The organism is Nibrella viscosa, from assembly GCF_039541875.1.
Classification (GTDB): Bacteria; Bacteroidota; Bacteroidia; order Cytophagales; family Spirosomataceae; genus Nibrella; species Nibrella viscosa.
Genome location: NZ_BAABHB010000009.1, coordinates 219,517 through 238,050, shown reverse-complemented (window position 1 = coordinate 238,050; position 18,534 = coordinate 219,517). Strand labels below are relative to the sequence as shown.

Here is an 18,534-nt window from a genome sequence, read left to right as displayed (position 1 = left end):
TGTCATCACCTGGATTATCCCCACTTACAGCCTGGTCGAGACAGCGGCCAAAAGCATAGCCACCGACCTGACCACCGGTTTTGCCTACCTGCTGCTGCTCACCGGCGTGCTGCTGTTGCTGGCCTTAGCCGTTTACCTGCTCAACCGAAAGCAGGTCAAAGATCCCGTTGTTGTTCAATAACTCACACTCATTACTTCTTTTCCAACATGATTGATTTTGCCTTCACCATCCGCGATAACCTGAACCAGACTTATGCTGATGTGTATACGCCGGAAGCCCTGGCTGCTTTAGCTGCTATGGCCCCCTTCAACCAGCGCATCAAAGCCGCCATGACCGAACGCCTGCACCGCCGGGCCGAACGCCGGCGGCTCAACCAGCGCATTCCTTTTCTGGACCCGCAGCGCTACATACCCCACACCCAGATCCGCGTGCAGGATGCCCGCGACGGCAACTTCGACGGCGCCCTGATCCCCCCCGATTTGCAGCGCCAGTGGATTCAGGGTACCGGTCCGGCCGCCAAACCCAACGCTCCCCTCGAAAACAGCATCCGCAACGTGGCCTACGCCCTGCTCTCCGGGGCCGACGGCTGGATGTTTGACGGCGAAGATGCCCTGGGGCAGATTTCCACCATGTCCCTCGACAACCAGCGCAACCTCAAACTCGCCATTCACCGCGACCCCTTGTTCCTGAAGGTAGCCGAGCAGGTGGCCGGCGAAATGAACACCTGGGCACGAGGCTTTCTGGGCCGCGAGATCATTGCCGACTGGCAGGCACAACTCGACGTCACCACTAAAATCTTCCGCGCCCGTGGCCTGCACCTCGACGACCGCCACATCCGTGATGCCGAAGGTGTGGCGATGGCGGCTTCCCTGGTGGATCTGACGCTGTACGTAACCAACAACTACCGGGCTCTGCAACAGGCCGGCTCCTCGGTGGTGCTCTACCTGCCCAAGATCCAGACCGCCGGCGAAGCGGCCCTGTGGAACGAGCTGCTGACGGCTCTGGAGCAGCACCTGGGCCTGGCAGAGGGCACCATCCGAGTGTACGTGCTGGTGGAGCAACTGGAAGCCACCTATCAGCTCATGGAGATCCGGGCGGCCTTAGGTAAGCACTTCGTGGGGTACAACACCGGCCGCTGGGATTACATCAACAGCGTGTCGGATGCAATGGCCTGGGACACAGGCTTCATCAACCCCAACATCGAGGCCATCACCATGACCTACGGCTACATGCGTAACTACGAGGACCGGGTTCGCCGGGCGGTGAACACGCCCGACCGTAATGGGAACTTTGCACTCTGGCAGGGGGGCATGGAGCCCAACATACCCGTCGGCTCCGCAGAAGGCGTAGCGGCCAGCATGGCCAAAGCCCTGGCCGGTGCCGAGCGGGAGCAGCGCGAAGGGGCCAGCGGCAAATGGGTAGCTCACTGGAAGATGGTGCATATTGTGCGGCCGGTCTGGGAGAAAGTGGGTGAGGCTAATCAGTTGGGCCGCCAGTTCCCCCCACTGACCTATACCCAGGCCGATGCCGACGGGCTGCTCCAGCTGGAGCCGGCCCCCCGAGACATTCGGGGAGCGCGTAACCTGTTGAGTGTGGCCCTACAGTACGGCAACGCCTTTGGTCAGGGGATGCAGGCAGCCGCCCTGAAGCCGGCCGACTTCTTCGGCAACGACGATATACTGTACCTGATGGAAGACATGGCCACGGGCGAGATCCGGCTGAGCATCTTGTGGGAGTGGCTGCACAAAGGGGCCCGGCTGACGGAAGCCGACCCGGCCACCGGCGTTCAGGCGGGGGATGTCTTTACCGAGTCGCTGTACCGCCGGCTGCTGGAGGAGGAGTACGATAAGCTCTTGCAGGCATCCGGCAAAGACGTGTTCGACTCTTCCAAGACCACCACGCTGCCCATTGCGCGAGCTATAGCCGATACCTACATTCTGAGTGGGGTAAAGCCGCCGTGGTTCATCGACCTGTTGAACATCAACCTCAACAACGGGGATCTGGCCGAGGCCACCCGGCGAATCAGCCTGTATATGGAGACGCTGATGCAGGACGGCAAACGCATTACCGAGAACCTGGACTTCAAACCAGCTGACCGGATCACAGGAATACCCCTGCAGGCTACCTCGTTATAATCGTGCAAGGCTCCCCTTAATCATGCAGGAGATGAATTCGCAAAAGCTTCGGGAAGATGCGCTGTATTACCATGCCAAAGGACGGCCTGGCAAAATCGAGGTATTACCAACGAAAGAAACCCTGAACCAGCGCGATCTTTCTCTTGCTTATTCACCGGGTGTAGCTGAACCGTGTTTGGAAATAGCCGTCTCTCCCGAAAAGATTTACGACTATACCGCCAAGGGGAACCTGGTAGCGGTTATAACCAACGGCACCGCCGTGCTGGGGTTAGGGGACATTGGTCCGGGCGCGTCTAAGCCCGTGATGGAAGGGAAAAGCCTGTTGTTTAAGATTTATGCGGATATCGATGCGTTTGATATCGAGTTAAACACGAAAGATATTGACGAGTTTGTTCGGACCGTTAAAATTCTTGAGCCTACGTTTGGGGGTATAAACCTGGAGGACATAGCAGCTCCCGCCTGTTTTCAGATTGAAGAACGACTCCGGAAGGAGCTGTCTATTCCGGTCATGCACGATGACCAGCACGGTACGGCTATTACCAGCGCAGCCGCCCTGTTAAACGCGCTTGCAATTACGGGTAAAGATATTGGCCAGATACGCCTGGTAGTCAGCGGTGCAGGGGCTGCGGCTATCGCCTGTCTTGATCTGTATGTAGCGCTGGGCGTTAAAAAAGAGCATGTAACGGTCTTTGACAAGGCAGGCTTATTACACAGCAGCCGGACCGATCTGATCCACAACCAATATAAGTATACGACCGCCAGTCTACCGCCTGATTGGAGCCTGACCGAGGCTTTACAGGGCGCAGACGTATTTTTGGGGCTTTCTGTGGGTAATATTGTCAGTCCGGGAATGATCCGGTCCATGACCGATAACCCCATTGTATTTGCCATGGCCAATCCCGTTCCTGAAATTTCCTATGAGGAAGCTATGACGGTCCGCCCCGACGTTATTATGGCAACCGGCCGGTCTGATTACCCCAATCAGGTCAACAACGTGCTTGGTTTTCCGTATATCTTCAGGGGAGCCCTGGATGTCCGGGCTACCGAAATAAACGAAGCCATGAAGTTGGCAGCGGTGCAGGCGCTGGCTTGTCTGGCCAAGAAGCCGGTGCCCGATAGTGTGCATATGGCCTATGGGGAAAAGAAGCTGACCTTTGGTCGCCAGTATATTTTACCGAAACCAACGGATCCCCGGCTTTTGACCACCGTAGCGCCGGCAGTTGCCAAAGCTGCTATGGAAACAGGAGTGGCCCGCCTGCCTATCACCGATTGGGATGCCTATCAGCATCAGTTATCCAGGCGTATCGGACTCGACAATTCTCTGATTCGAGGAATCATCCAACAGGCAAAACGAATGCCCAAGCGGGTTGTGTTTACCGACGGCGAAAATCTAACGGTGCTTCGGGCCGTGCAGGAAGTGCTGGAGCAGCAGATCGCCGTGCCGATACTGCTGGGAAACGTCGCCCGAATTACGGAAATAATCCGGGATAATAAACTGGTTATAGAGGGCGTACAGATTATTGATCCCCGCGCACCAGAACAACAGCAAACGGTACACGCTTATGCTGAAATTCTGTACCGGAAACGAAAACGGAAGGGGATAATCTGGACAGATGCCTGCGGATTAATGCTGCACCGGAATTATTACGGAGCCGCTATGGTCGAAGCCGGAGAAGCCGATGTGCTTATATCCGGCTTAACCCGAAACTATCCGCAGACCCTCCGGCCCGCCATCCAGGTAGTGGGTCGCCAGGAAGGTATTCAGAAAATAGTCGGTATGTATATTCTGATGAGCCGCTTTGGGCCTATTTTTCTGGCCGATACTACGGTAAACTTCAGCCCTACGGCTGAAGAACTGGTTGAGATCGCGGAGATTACCGCCGGTGAAGTGAAGCGGTTGGGCGTAGAGCCAAGAATAGCCTTTCTCTCGTACTCCAACTTCGGCAGTGCCGCCGGTGACGATGCGCTAAAGATGCAGAAGGCCGTAACCTTGCTACAAACCAAACGGCCGGATCTTTTGGTTGACGGCGAAATGCAGGCACACCTGCCGTTCAACCAGAAACTGATGAAAGAAACCTATCCCTTCTCACCCCTGGCTGACTCACCGGCGAATACCTTAATTTTCCCCAATCTGGCATCCTCGAACATTGCCTATAATCTGTTGAAAGAAATAGCTCAGATTGAAAAGATCGGGCCGGTGCTGATGGGCCTTAAAAAGCCCATTCATGTGCTGCAGTTAGGCAGTACCGTACGGGAGATTTTTAACATGGTAGCCGTTGCGGTGGTGGACCGGCAGTAAATAATTTAAAAATTCAACGATTTTTTTGACCTGGAAGTGGTGGTGATACGCGCTCAAGTGTAATGGGTGTATAAGCGCGTTGTGAGCCCATGGATGCACAGTTGTTAGAAAAATATTTCAGTGGATCGTGTACACCAGCTGAAGAGCTGGCAGTCCTGAAATGGTTTAAGACAAAAAATCTAAATGCCGATCAGGAACAGGATCTTTACCGGATTTGGCAGGAAACAAACGGAGAAGGGCTTGCCTCTGACACCGAAATGAATCCGGCGGACGTCCTGAAACGAATATTACGCGCCATTGAGGAGGAAGAATTGAGTGCTGAACCCGACCAGGCAGCCGCAACTGCCCAGCCGCCGTCAGTTCCACGAAGGTGGCTCTGGTGGTCCGCTGCTGCGGCCGCAGTGATCTTTCTGGTGGTCAGGTTTGCAGGAATGGATCATATAAAGCAGCCGGAACCCGCGAAGATCCTGCAGGTGGCCGCTCCCTATGGGGCAAGGAAGCTCGTCCGACTGGAGGATGGGTCGCTAATCCATCTCCATTCTGGCAGCCGCATTACGTATCCGGACCATTTTTATGGCAACAAACGAGAAGTTGAACTCATAGGGGAAGCATATTTTACGATAAAACGCGATAGTTTACGACCATTCATGGTCCGGTCGGGGCAGCTTCTGACGCAGGTATTGGGCACCACCTTTAATGTCAAATACAGGCGCAATGCAAACAATATAGCCGTATCGCTGGCATCAGGTTCTGTAGAAATCCGGCAGATCGGAGGTAAGCATAATGGGCAAACGGCCCGGTTGATTCCGGGCGAACAGTTGGTGTTCACCGAAACCAATCAGGCATTTACCATCAGCCCTTACGATCGGGATGAGGTTTTCGGGTGGCAAAACGGCTTGCTAAGTTTTAAAAAATCTTCGCTGGCTGACGTTGTGGAAAAGCTGGAGAACTGGTATGGTGTACAAATAGAACTGAAAGGGAAATTTCCGCAGGCCAACAAAGCCTGGCAATATTCGGGTAGCTACGAGAATCAAAGTTTAGCGAATGTGCTAACGGGTATATCGTTCGTCAAGCAGTTTACTTTCGAAATCAACGGTAAAGTAGTAATCATGAATTTTAAATGACCTGGCCTTATGTGAAGAACTGTAAGCGTAAAAAAGTCCAGCTCCGGGAGAGAAGCTGGACCAGCCAAAACCTGGTAAAAGTCTGTGTTGGCGCATAAGCTTTACTGTGGTTTTGGCCAATCGGTGTATTGAAAACAATAAAACCACCCAAATTTATGAAGGAATATCTAGTTTATCGCTTCATCTGGACGATAAAAGCAGCCCTTTTGGCCTATTTGTTTGTCTTCAGCAGTCAAAAGGCAGTCGCTTCGGATGATCAGGATTATGCGCTTCTGCGGGACACACAAATTACCCTGACCCTAAAAAATGCTTCACTCCGAGAATTTATTCAGATCGTAGAAGCCAAAACAAACTATCGGTTTACCTTCGATGAAAAGGATTTAGTCTACAACGGCCGCATCACCATTTCAGCAACGAATGAATCATTAGCCAGACTGCTGGAACGGGTGTCTATGTCGACTCAATTGGAGTTTAAGCTCATTAATAAAAATATTCACATCAGAATCCGCGATGTCAAACAAGCTGAGTCTACCGGCAGAATCCCAGTACCACTAATTCCTGTTGCTCACCTGATAAAAATCACGGGCAAGGTAAACGATGAACAAGGTGGGGGGTTGCCGGGCGTAACCGTAGTGGAAAAAGGAACTAATAACGGAACCGCCACTAGTGCCGACGGTGGATTCACCCTGAATGTACAGGATGTCGGCGCGGTGCTGGTAATATCGTATATCGGCTATCATACGCAGGAAATACCGGTTGGAGCCAAAACCTTTATTGAAGTTACCCTGATGCTGGACACTAAGGTGCTGGATGAAGTGGTGGTAGTGGGTTATGGTGTTCAGAAACGTAAAGACCTTACCGGTTCTGTAGGGTCAGTTGACAATAAGGTAATTCGGGATCTGGGTGTAACGCGGATTGATCAGGCTCTTGCCGGGCGGGTAGCCGGGGTACAGGTTAAAGCCGTTACCGGGGAACCGGGTGCGGCTCCTCAAATCCGCATTCGGGGAATTGGCAGTATTTCGGCGGGTAGTGGCCCCCTGTATGTAGTCGATGGTTTTCCAACCGATAATATCCAGTCGCTGAACCCGAACGATATTGCCAGCATGGATATTCTTAAAGATGCGTCGGCAACGGCTATTTACGGTTCCAGAGGGGCAAACGGAGTGATCATTGTCAATACCAAGCGCGGAAAAGCCGGTAAGCCTGTTTTTTCGTTCGACACTTACTACGGATTTCAGAAAGCGATGAAAGTGCCTAAGTTTATGAATGCCAGAGAGCAGGCCCAGTATTATTACGATGGTATCAGGAATCGAAATATAGACGAAGGAAGCAGCATCACGGGCGATCCGGCCAAGTGGAAGGTACCGGTACCAACCGACGTAATGGATGTTCTGGAAGGCCGGAATACTACTGATCACGTGGCGTTGGATGGTGTTCTCCGAACGGCCCCGCAGCAACAGTATCAGTTAGGGGCCACCGGTGGTAGCGAAAATGTTCGCTATGCGATCAGTACGGAGTACCTGAAGCAGGACGGTATCATTATCAACACCGGTTTTCAGCGGTACTCGATTCGGTCCAACATTGATGCCCAATTGTCCAGAAAGCTGCTCCTTAAGCTAAACCTGAACCCTTCTTTCATGGATGCTAAGGTAGTTACGTCTACCGGGGGTTCCGGGGGAGCCAATGAGGGGGTTATTGCCCAGGCCACCAACGTTCAGCCTTTCTATCCGTATTTCAATCCGGATGGCTCGTACTTTATTTTTTCCCCTGGTATGTCTGCCGGGCCAACGGCGTATAATCCTGTTGCCCTGGCCAGAGAGGTATTGAATACGCAGAAAAGAATTAGTCTGCTGGGAAACCTTGGCGCAGAATACGCCATTACCAACGATCTGAAGTTAAACATCATGCTCGGGGCCTCCGCCCTTAATTCGCGGGGGTTAAAATTTATGCCGAAGCTTCCGGTATTCCTGGATGTGCCGGCTGTTGGCACGGATAATACCGGCATGACCTACAACTGGCTGACAGAATATACCCTGAATTATGCCAGAAGCTTTAATAAACACAATATTACTGCACTGGCCGGGTACACGGTTCAGAAAGAACGGTCAGAGACAAATATGCTTACCAGCAATCGTTATCCAAATAATCTGGTGCCGACGCTGAGTGCAACAAGCGGAATAATCTCTGGCGGAACCTCCGACGTATATGAGTGGTCGTTAGTATCCTATCTCGGCCGGCTCAACTATAATTATGACGGGAAGTATTACCTGACAGCCTCGTTTCGGACGGATGGGTCCTCCCGGTTTGGGTCGGAAAACAAATACGGGATTTTCCCGTCAGCGGCCGTAGCCTGGCGTATTTCTGACGAACAATTTTTAAAGGATGTTCGGTCTGTCAGTGAAATGAAGCTCAGGGCTAGTTACGGAGAAACCGGGAATAATAATATTGGGAATTACGAGCATTTTGCCACCATCAATTACCTGAAGTATGCGCTGGGGGAAACGGCAGCTTCCGGATTTGCGCCGGGCAAACTGGCAAATCCGGACCTGACCTGGGAAAAACAGAAATCGTTGAACCTGGGTATTGATGCCGCCTTTTTTAATAACCGCATCACGCTGAATGTCGACTATTTCCGGTCCCGCAACACCGATCTCCTGCTGAATGTAAATATACCAGGCATTACCGGGTTTAGTAATACGCTCCAGAATATCGGCGAAATCCAAAATACAGGGTGGGAATTTGTGGCCAGTGCCGTGGCCGTTAATAAGGCGATCCGGTGGTCTACTGATTTTAACATTTCTACCTTTAGAAATCAAGTCGTGAAATTAGGGCCGAACGGGGACCCGATTTACGTTGGGGCGAACGTCACTATGATTGGTCAGCCTATTGGCATGTTCTTTGGCTGGCTGACTGACGGTATATTTCTGAATCAGGCAGAAGTTGACAAAGGACCCGTTTTTGCCCCGGGGACGCGAAACCGGTCACGCCCCGGCGATACCCGATTCGTGGACGTAAGTGGCCCTTCTGGAAAGCCCGATGGGATCATCGATAACTTCGACCGGACCATTATGGGATCTCCCTACCCGGATTTCTACTATGGTATGACCAATAATGTCTCCTATAAAAACCTGACCCTAAGTATCTCCATTCAGGGCTCGCAGGGTAATCAGGTCGTTAACATGGCCCGAAACGGAGCTTTGTCGACCCGGGGGCGTATTCCTGCTCTTGCTTATCTGAATAATTACTGGAAGTCGGAAACGGATATTGGCGACGGCAAGACGGTAAGGCCCAATGATCAGCCTACCGGCAATGTGCGGGGTAACTTCAGCCAGCGGTTCGTGGACAACGGTTCGTATCTCCGGGTAAACAATGTAACACTGAGCTATGCGCTGCCAAACCCTATTTATCAAAAGCTTGGGTTAAACGCAGCCAGGGTGTACCTGAACGCGACGAATCCGTTGATTTTCACGAAGTATACAAACTTTAATCCGGATGTCAGCAATAGCGAAAACCCACTCACGCCGGGTGTCGATAATAATGATTATCCGTTGCCCAAGAGCATCATACTTGGCTTAAATATTGCTTTTTGACCCACGCTAAATGCATATAGCTATGAAAAAAATGGTAAGTCTGCTGCTCGTACTGCTAGGTACCCTGTCATGCAGCCAGGATTTCATTGACAGAAAGCCCATTTCTACGGTCAGTACGGATGTATTGTACAAAACCGACAAGGATTTTGAGGATGCGGTCATTGGTATTTATCAGCCTTTTCATGCCCAGTATCTGAATTTCTGGCAGATAGGCGATCTGACCGCCGATGATACCGAACAACAGCATTCGGCAGCCCTGGACCTGGTGAATATCAATAACTTCATCATAAGCAGTAGTTTGGGCGTTCTTAATAGTAGCTGGTTAAACTACTACCAGGCTATTTTCCGGGCCAACACGGTGCTTAGCAACATCGACCAGGCCAACGCGGCCACCATCCCCCGAAAAGATCGCCATATTGGTGAGGCTAAATTTCTCAGGGCGCTGGCTTATTTTGATCTGGTCCGAATTTTTGGCGACGTTCCTATGATTTCAGCGCCTATCAGTGCCCCCGAGGCCGCCAAGAAAGGACGCGATAAGGTCAGCACTGTTTATGACGAGCTTATCATCAAAGATTTGCTGGATGCCGAAAGCAAATTACCGGAGAAATACGCCGGTGCCGACGTGGGCAGGGCCACAAAAGGGGCAGCCAAAGCCTTGCTGGGTAAGGTATATCTGACCCGCAAGGACTTTGCTAAGGCAGAAGCCAAATTAAAAGAGGTAACCACTATGGGCTACGCCCTGCTGCCAAATTATAATGACTTATGGGACTATACCAAGAATGAACACCACTCCGAATACATCTTTGACATCGAATATATCGACGGAGGACTGGGCCTGGGCAGTACGTTTTCGAACATCTTTGCCCCGAACCTGTCTCCGATCATTAACTTTTTCGGGCTCAAAGGCGCGGGGGGACAGAATGGCTCTCCAACAGAAGCTTTGTTTACGCTCTACGAACCATCCGATAAACGGAAAGCTATTTCCATCGCGCATGTAAAAGATGGGCTTATTGACAGAAATGGCAATCTGATTCCAATGACCCCAATTGACGCCACCTCGTACACGAAAAAGTATATGGCTGCCTTGGTCAACCCCAATGATAGCAAAGCCAACTGGAAGGTGATTCGCTATGCCGATGTGCTGCTGATGTATGCCGAAGCATTGAATGAAAATGGCAAAACCACAGAAGCACTGACTGTTTTGAACCAGGTTCGGGCAAGGGCGGGGGTACCGGCGCTTACCGGTCTGTCGCAGAGTGAAGCCAGAGATAAAATCTATCTGGAGAGAAGACTGGAAATGTACCTGGAGGGCCACCGGTGGTTTGACCTGGTTCGGACGGGCAGAGCCTTAGCCGTCATGCAATCGCAGGGCATGAAAGCGCACATGACGGTATTTCCGATTCCGCTAAGTCAGATTCAGGTGATTAACAACCCAGCCATTTTCCCCCAAAATCCGGGGTATGATTAGACGACGTAATCTTCCATTGTGCTAATTGAACGGATGTTGTCAGCATCCCATCATGCCCCCGGCTTAGTCTCACCGGGTGCAACGGGACTCTGTTTATCCGGGGCATACGCAATACTCAGCTAATCTTCCGGATGCAAACCGAACAGTATGAAAACGAATCGAAGAAAATTCCTTAGTTCAGCCGTCGCCGGAAGTTTGGGGACGGCTTCGTTACCGCTACTTACCCAGCCGACTTTCCGGCAAACGGCAAACGCTGCCCCGTTGGATATACTGGCCAGGTATGATTCGCTGGATGAGGTTCTTAAACGACCCGTTTTGCGAAAAGAGCTGTTTTCGGCCCCCGTTATCATTGACACCATTGAACTGCTTAGAGATAGAAATAATTTTCTGGTCCGGGTACGCTCTAAAGAGGGAGCCGAAGGAATTGCGGCCGGTCACGGGAGCCAGAATAGCAAAAGCTGGCCGGCCTTTGGCGGCTTGATAAGCCGTTTCCAGGGGAAGGATGCCCGCGACCTGGATGCCCTGATTCCGGGTGACAATGGCAAAAGTGGCGGAATTCCCTTTAACGTACAGGTGGCCGTGCTGGAGTTTGCCATCCTGGATATGATGGGCAATACCATCCGGAAGCCTGTCGGGGAGCTTATCGGTACCATTCACAACCCCATGATTTCGGTGTACCAGGGTTCCCGGGTTGTGGAACTGCGACAGCTCCCTCCGGAAGAATCCCTTGAAATTGTGAAAAAAGACTTGTTGGAGAGCAAAGCTAAAGCCGTAAAAATAAGAGCGGGCGGTGGTGGTGTGCTGGATGGCGATAACGCCCCCGGCAGAACCGAAAAGCTGATCCGGATGGCTCGGGAAACCTTTGGGGATCAGATGGTACTGGGCTGCGACGGGAATGGCAACTACACCCGGAAAGGAGGTATTCGCATCGGTAAAATCCTGGAGGAGTATAAGTATGCATGGTGGGAAGAAATGGTGCCCTTTGGCTGGTATGATGACCTGAAACACGTTAAAGACGGCCTGCGCATCCCCATCTCTACCGGCGAGTCAGAAGCACACATCAGCACCTTCCGGTGGCTGATTGCCAACGACGCCTGTGATGTGGTCCAGCCCGACCAGCTCTACTTCGGCGGCATGATCCGCTCGATGAAAGTAGCCCGCATGGCTGAAGCCTTCGGTAAGACCATTGTTCCGCATATCACCCAATACGGGCTAGGTTACATTTACATGCTGCATTTCATTTCGGCTTGCCTCAATGCCGGTAAGTTCCAGGAGTTCGATTTGTTCTCCACCCGTGACGCCAATGGCAATACGATTCCAATCATGTATAAATCTGGTGATCCAATCGTGAGTTATGATGGCGTGCTGAAAGTGCCTACCGGTTCAGGTCTGGGCATTGTTATTGATCCTGATTATATCAAAAAGCATACGGTCGTAAAAGACTGGTAATCAAAACTATGAAAACGAACAGACGACACTTTATTAGTTCAGCAGTTGCCGGTACATTGGGCGCTGCCGCTTTGCCGGGAACCACTTATGGATCTGGTTTACCCGGTTCGGGCTCCCTACCCTTGGATCTTAAATCCAGATACGCTTCTCTGGATGAAGCCGTACAACGCCCCGTTTTCAGAAAGGAATTGTTTTCATCGCCTGTCATTCTTGAGACGCTCGAATTGCTGCGGGATAGAGAGAACTTCATGGTCCGGGTACGTTCGAAAGATGGGGCCGAAGGTATCGCAGTCGGACATACCGGCCTGAATCCAAAAGGAGGTGGTGGACAAAGCGTGAGGAACTGGCCCGTTTCGAAACTTTTGTTTGATCAGTTTCAGGGAAAAGATGCACGCGAACTCGATTCGCTTATACCCGGGGACAACGGTAAAGGCGGTGGCATTCCCTTCAATATCGCGCTGGCTACGCTGGAGTTTGCCATCCTGGATATGATGGGCAACACAATTAAGAAACCCGTTGGGGAACTCATCGGAAAAATTCACAATCCAATGGTTACGGTCTATCAGGGAAGCCGAATGCCGGAATTGCTTTCTCTGCCACCGGAACAATCGCTTGAAATTGTAAAAAAAGACCTGGAGGAAACCAAAGCCAAGGCGATCAAGATGCGGGTTGGCCTTCCTGGTGCATTGGACAAAGACAGTAAAGCGGGGAATGAAAAACTAATCCGAATGGCCCGCAAAACCTTCGGAGACCAGATGGTTTTGGGCTGCGACGGGAATAATAAATTTTCGGTTGAGGGTGGAATTCGCATGGGGAAAGTTCTGGAAGACTACAATTACGTCTGGTGGGAGGAAATGGTACCCTTTGGCTGGTATGACGAATTGAAAATGGTTAAAAACGGGCTAAAGATTCCAATATTCACCGGCGAATCGGAAGCACACATCAGCACCTTCCGGTGGCTGATTGCTAATGATGCCTGTGATGTGGTCCAGCCCGACCAGCTCTATTTTGGCGGCATGATCCGCTCGATGAAAGTAGCCCGCATGGCTGAAATCTTCGGTAAGACCATTGTTCCCCACATCACTCAGTACGGACTAGGCTACATCTATATGCTGCATTTCATTTCGGCTTGTCCTAATGCCGGTAAGTATCAGGAGTTCGATACATTCTCCACGCGGGATGCTAACGGCAATCAGATTCCGATTGTCTATAAGTCAGGAGATCCTATGGTCAGCTATGATGGAGTTCTGAAGGTACCTACAGGTTCAGGTCTGGGTATTGTAATCGACCCTGATTACATTAAAAAACACAAAGTTGTTAACGATTGGTAGCCCGCATATTTGAGCCCTCCTCAAATATGCAGGATAAGCGTTTGTCAGCTTTCACCTCTTTATACGCTGGGGTAGCCTTGCCAAAGCTACCCCAGCGTAAGCTTTACTATTCTTAAACAACGTTTGCTAACGCTTTTATTCCTTACTTTTTAGCTCCTGAAAAAATATGAAACGCCCGAATCGAAGAACGTTTTTAAGCAAAGCGATGACCTTAAGCGGGGGAATCACTATGGTTCCCGCGGCCATGGCATCACCTGACAAAAAAAGGCAGGTTATTCATCACGTATTTTTCTGGTTAAAAAACCCCAACTCAACGGAGGACCTTAATAAACTTCTGGATGGATTAAGGTCCCTTGAAAAGATTGAAGCTGTTCGGCAGTATCATATCGGCATTCCGGCACTTACCGAAGCACGTGCGGTAGTAGATAAAACATATGCCGTTTCAGCTCTGTCCTTCTTTGACGACCTGGAAGGACAAAATGCCTATCAGGTTCACCCACTCCACAAAAAATTTGTAGAAACCTGTTCTCCCCTTTGGTCCAGAATTCAGGTGTACGACGCAGTGGACCTGTAGCCATTACCAACTTGGTTCAAACCACTGGCCGGCCGGCGGAAAGCTGACTTTAACAGCTATACTTGTAAAAGCAGTAGCTCAGGCGCTGCAGGTGTTTCCTTTTCCGAATGCCGGTATTGACCCGGCATATTGGGTCTGTCGAGTGGGCAAATGGCGCCTGTTTGGCAAGAGGGCCTGTTTGTTGCCTGGAGAAGAATACCCGTAGGATGATTAATGGAACTGAGGGCGCTCGTTTCCGGCTGCACCTGTAAAATATTCTGGAGGATACGTTTCGGCTACCCCTTTAACCACAAGCAAACCCTTAACTCTATGCGATTCTATTTTAATAGACAAAGGCCACCGTCCGGGCCGAGTGCGTATGAACTACCTTCTAAGCCAAAGCAAATCACTCGTTCCATGAATTCAGCACTTTGACGAGGATCAGGACTGGGGCCTCTATTGTGTACAAGATCCTGTACTTGTCAAACTTCTGCCGGATAGTTAGTAAGGCTTTGTAGATATGATTTTCAATATTGCTGGTACTAGTATGCAGAATGGCGGCTATTTCGCTGTTACTTAGTCCCTCAATCCGGCTCATGATAAACACCTGTTTGCGAACCGGAGAAAGAGCACTGTAGATCTCTTCCAGTACCTGCCGAAGTTCCTCAAAATTTAGCCGTTCTTCGGTTACATTTCTTAACGGGGCACCATCGGCATCTAAATATTTTAAATAGGCTACCTTATAGGCTTGGTGACGGGCGTGGTTGTAGACGATGTTTCGGGTAATCAGAAACAGGTAGCCATCAAAGTTTTTAGACGTATCAATCAGTTGTCTGGACTCCCATAAACGGACAAAAACCTCCTGAACAACTTCTTCTGCTTCTTCCTGGTCTCTGGTTAATTTAAAGGCAAACTGATACAGTTTTGCCTGAAAATGAAAGTATATCTGTTCAAACGCATATTTATCCCCTGAGCGTAAATCGCTTACCCATCTGGCTAGAGTGTTATCTGAGTTGATCATTAGCTTTGCTCAAGATCAAGTTTTCACGGCAGATTATGGAATATGCTTCCTGGAAAAAGTTTGTTAAGATAAATTTTTTCTAGGTATAATCAAATATTCGTCCGTTCATCACCAGTTTAAGTCTTTCTGAGCATATAGAAGCTTACCGTCAGATGCCCAATCAAGGAGTTTGTAAAGCGCTAAACCTGCAATGCACCGGGCGTACGCATTCTGAAGGGCATAAGCAGCAAGGACCATATCCACTGTCGTTTAGTCTGGGTACCAGAACTGGCTTTTCGGCCTCTCTTACCACCAGCGGGGGCAAAGCAACAGGAACTTTCATTTATTCATCAAAAACGCCATTTGACCCGCACCGATAAATTTCGGCCTAAATCATCGGCAAAATAGCGGAAGCGGTTCAGGTAGTCGCGGTAGGTAACGTCGAAGAGATTAGTTACCGTTACACCAAGCTCCAACTGCTGGTGCTCGCTGAGCGGCAGTAAACCGCCCGCCGATAGGTTCCACAGGCTGTAAGCCGGGGGCGGTGCCATAAAGTCGCTGTTGGCCGATACCCGGTTTTGCCGCGCTACTGACCGATTGCCTATACTCAGGTAGGCATCCCGGAAGTTGCCGGCCTTCGCCAATTCGTAGCGCAGACTGTTTTCCCAGCGGTTGGGCGGAATCATCACAATTGGCTGATTCTGCCGCACATCCTGCACGTACAGATAAGAGGGCCTGGTGGTCCAGTTCAGCCCTGATAGTAGCTTTACATTTACCGTCGCATCGACACCGGTGTAAATAGCGTCGGTCTGTGTGTAGCGGAAATACGGGAACGCACCCCGGATGGTCAGAATGGGGGCGTCCTGTGGTTTCAGGTAAATGTAATTACGGAGGTAATTGTAGAAGACATTTACCTCCGCCTGCACCCGCTTCCCCTGGTAGTCGCTGCTCAGGTTCAGGTTATAGGCCGTCTCCGGACGTAGGTTGATGTCGCCCTGCTCGTAGGCGGCAGCACCATGGTGTACGCCACCGCTGAACAACTCACTGACATTGGGTGCCCGCCAAGCCGTTCCGGCATTAAAGCGAAGCTGCCACTTTTCCTGTACTGAATATGTCGTGCCCAGCGTTCCGGAGCCGGCGCTAAATACAAACGCGGGCTGGTCCAGCACCCCATTCACGTACCGGAACGCCTGCATATGCCGCAGGTCGTACCGCAGCCCGGCTTCCCACTCCCACTTACCGGTGCGCAGCTTCTCAATCCAGAACAGGCCGGTATTGTACAGCCGGAAATTAGGAATCAGCGGCCTACCGTTCATAATATTATATTGGTACAGGCCACTAATGCCGGCCGTACCACTCAGCTTTCCAATTGGTTTGTGGGTATAGGCCAGATCGCCTGTGTAGGTGGTGAGCCGGAAGCGCAGCTCGGGCCGGTTTAGGCCGGCGAGGGAGTCATTGCGCGGCCGGTGCAGGTCGTACTCCATGCGGTCGTCGAACTGCCGGGCTAGAGTGAGGTTCCATTCGCCCCCGGCGCTGGGCTTAAATGTCGTCTTCCACTTCAGCAAATCGTGCTGAATCTGCTGGTATGGCCGGCCGATAGTGTAGCTGAATCCGGTTTTAATCAGCGGCTGACCGGTCTCCAGCACCTGTTGTAAATCAGTGAGGCTGCCGATGTGCGAGCCGGAGAAGATACCAACTTTTGAATTAAACCGACTGTAGAAAACGTCACTCCGCCAGTTGCCGGTGCGGTAACCGGCTGCGGCCGAAAAATTCTGCTCGGCCAGTCCGGTATTAGCTAAATAATAAGAAGGGGTTTGCAGATTACCCCCCCGCTTCAGAGTTCCCTGCAACCGCCAGCCAAACGCGTTCGATTTGCCAAACGCACCTTCCGTTTGCAGCGAGGCCACGCCCTGGCGACCATTCGTAAAACCCACCATATTCAGTTCACCATGCAGGCCGGATTGGGTTGGTAGTGGCGCCGGTTCTACCAATACTACGCCACCGATGGCATCGGAGCCGTAACGAACGCCCGAAGCGCCTTTAATTACCGTAACGCGGCTGGCCACAAACGGGTCAATCTCCGGCGCGTGCTCTGACCCCCACTGCTGACCTTCCTGCCGGATGCCGTTGTTCAGAATCAGCACGCGGTTGCTGTGCATGCCGTGAATGACCGGCTTGGTAATGCTGGCCCCTGTTTGCAGCGTAGTAACTCCATTGATGGCCCGCAGCGCATCGCCCAGAGACTGTCCGCGGGTCTGCTCCAGATCTCTTCCCTCCAGGGTCGAGATGGGCTGGCTGTTGAGGGCGTCGGTGCGCTGGGCGGTTACGTTGATGTTGTTGAGGTGAATGACTTCTTCCGGCAGCAACAGGTCCTGCTGCTCGGCTGTATCATTGTGCGCAAGAATAATGGATTGCCGAACTTCTTTATAGCCGATAATCCGGCTAAGTAATGTGTAGTGTCCCTGGCAGAGTTTATCCAGCCGGTAGGCCCCGTTGATATCGGTAATTGTACCCTGCCCCGTCTCTTTAATGAGCACCGTAGCACCCGGAATGGGCTGCCGGGAGTCTCTATCCAGCACTACTCCTTTGACAAAACACTGGCAGGGCGACTGTGCCAGAGTGGGGAATACAGTCCACACCACAAATAATCCCACCAAAATCCGGAGAAGCAGCATGCAAATGGAGTAAGAATAGCTTTATTCAACAAAAATAAGCCTTATTCGCAACAATGTTGCAATCTAAGCCGCCAAGTTTCCCGTATGTTTCAGTGTTTTCTCTGAATTCCTTAGAAACTCATTAGAGAATGTTTAAGATTAGGTAAAGAATGGTTAAACAGAAATTTGTGGAGACTTTCTACAGTGTGTGGGAAAAATTCCACACCTTCAATGAATTAGTTAGCCAGAGATTTGGGCCATTCACACATAAAACGGGTATTTAATCGGCTGAAATTGATGATTTTGGGGGTGAAACGGGATATATGAAAAAAAAATTGGCAGGATTGGTTGCTTTTTTGTTTAAGTCCTGTATAAATTTGGTTCAACAAAAATAGATACTACCATGACAGCGCTTGAATTCACCTATCATATTGGCAAAGTGTCGAAGTCGTTACGGCCATTCGCTCTCCGGCTAACGAAGGATGTGGAAGATGCCAACGACTTGTTGCAAGACACGCTGCTAAAAGCCTTTACCAACCGTGATAAATACACCGACGGTACCAATCTGAAGGCCTGGTTGTATACGATCATGAAGAACACATTCATTACCAACTATCAGCGCATGGTTCGTAAGAATACGTTCATAGATACGACCGATAATCTGCATTATATTAATTCGCTGGACAGTAGCACGGACAATACTGCCTATTCAACGTTTGCTCAGGAAGACATCAACCGGGCGGTCAACGGACTGGACGAAACCTACCGCACACCGTTTATGATGCACTTCCGTGGATTTAAATATCATGAAATTGCGGCAAAATTGGACATACCTATTGGTACTGTGAAAAATCGTATCCATATTGCACGTAAAGAACTGAAAGACAAGTTGAAGGTCTATGCCCATCTCAACGTCTAACGCCTGCAGCA

General features: G+C 50.8%; 12 protein-coding genes. 10 read left to right on the top strand and 2 right to left on the bottom strand.

Annotated features, from left to right (window positions below):
* From ABD931_RS20420 to ABD931_RS20380, 9 genes are all read left to right on the top strand, one after another.
* Nucleotides 1–181, top strand: a 181-nt coding sequence (locus ABD931_RS20420) for a hypothetical protein (protein ID WP_345269774.1), incomplete at its 5' end; no start/stop codon positions are given.
* A gap of 26 nt (nucleotides 182–207) precedes the next feature.
* A complete protein-coding gene (locus ABD931_RS20415) occupies nucleotides 208–2,136 on the top strand; it encodes a malate synthase (protein WP_345269773.1) in 1,929 nt (642 codons plus the stop codon).
* A 31-nt stretch (nucleotides 2,137–2,167) separates the two neighbouring features.
* A complete protein-coding gene (locus ABD931_RS20410; RefSeq protein ID WP_345269782.1) occupies nucleotides 2,168–4,435 on the top strand; it encodes an NADP-dependent malic enzyme in 2,268 nt (755 codons plus the stop codon).
* 89 nt (nucleotides 4,436–4,524) lie between these two features.
* Nucleotides 4,525–5,559, top strand: a complete 1,035-nt coding sequence (locus tag ABD931_RS20405; protein ID WP_345269772.1) for a FecR family protein — start codon at nucleotides 4,525–4,527, stop codon at nucleotides 5,557–5,559.
* Between the two features lie 155 nt (nucleotides 5,560–5,714).
* A complete protein-coding gene (locus tag ABD931_RS20400; protein WP_345269771.1) occupies nucleotides 5,715–9,149 on the top strand; it encodes a SusC/RagA family TonB-linked outer membrane protein in 3,435 nt (1,144 codons plus the stop codon).
* A gap of 22 nt (nucleotides 9,150–9,171) precedes the next feature.
* Nucleotides 9,172–10,617 carry a RagB/SusD family nutrient uptake outer membrane protein gene (locus ABD931_RS20395; RefSeq protein ID WP_345269770.1) on the top strand — a complete coding sequence of 482 codons (1,446 nt, stop codon included), beginning with the start codon at nucleotides 9,172–9,174 and terminating at the stop codon, nucleotides 10,615–10,617.
* A 147-nt stretch (nucleotides 10,618–10,764) separates the two neighbouring features.
* A complete protein-coding gene (locus ABD931_RS20390; protein WP_345269769.1) occupies nucleotides 10,765–12,066 on the top strand; it encodes a mandelate racemase/muconate lactonizing enzyme family protein in 1,302 nt (433 codons plus the stop codon).
* Between the two features lie 8 nt (nucleotides 12,067–12,074).
* The gene (locus tag ABD931_RS20385; RefSeq protein ID WP_345269767.1) at nucleotides 12,075–13,397 is read left to right on the top strand and encodes a mandelate racemase/muconate lactonizing enzyme family protein; all 1,323 of its coding nucleotides are present in this window, start codon (nucleotides 12,075–12,077) and stop codon (nucleotides 13,395–13,397) included.
* A 166-nt stretch (nucleotides 13,398–13,563) separates the two neighbouring features.
* A complete protein-coding gene (locus ABD931_RS20380) occupies nucleotides 13,564–13,971 on the top strand; it encodes a Dabb family protein (RefSeq protein ID WP_345269766.1) in 408 nt (135 codons plus the stop codon).
* 385 nt (nucleotides 13,972–14,356) lie between these two features.
* Here ABD931_RS20380 and ABD931_RS20375 read toward each other — a convergent pair whose 3' ends face one another.
* The gene (locus tag ABD931_RS20375; protein ID WP_345269765.1) at nucleotides 14,357–14,971 is read right to left on the bottom strand and encodes an RNA polymerase sigma-70 factor; all 615 of its coding nucleotides are present in this window, start codon (nucleotides 14,969–14,971) and stop codon (nucleotides 14,357–14,359) included.
* 329 nt (nucleotides 14,972–15,300) lie between these two features.
* Nucleotides 15,301–17,625 carry a TonB-dependent receptor gene (locus ABD931_RS20370; protein WP_345269764.1) on the bottom strand — a complete coding sequence of 775 codons (2,325 nt, stop codon included), beginning with the start codon at nucleotides 17,623–17,625 and terminating at the stop codon, nucleotides 15,301–15,303.
* A gap of 382 nt (nucleotides 17,626–18,007) precedes the next feature.
* Between ABD931_RS20370 and ABD931_RS20365 the strand changes: the two genes are divergently transcribed.
* Nucleotides 18,008–18,523, top strand: a complete 516-nt coding sequence (locus ABD931_RS20365; protein ID WP_345246811.1) for an RNA polymerase sigma factor — start codon at nucleotides 18,008–18,010, stop codon at nucleotides 18,521–18,523.
* The last annotated feature ends 11 nt before the right edge of the window (nucleotides 18,524–18,534 follow it).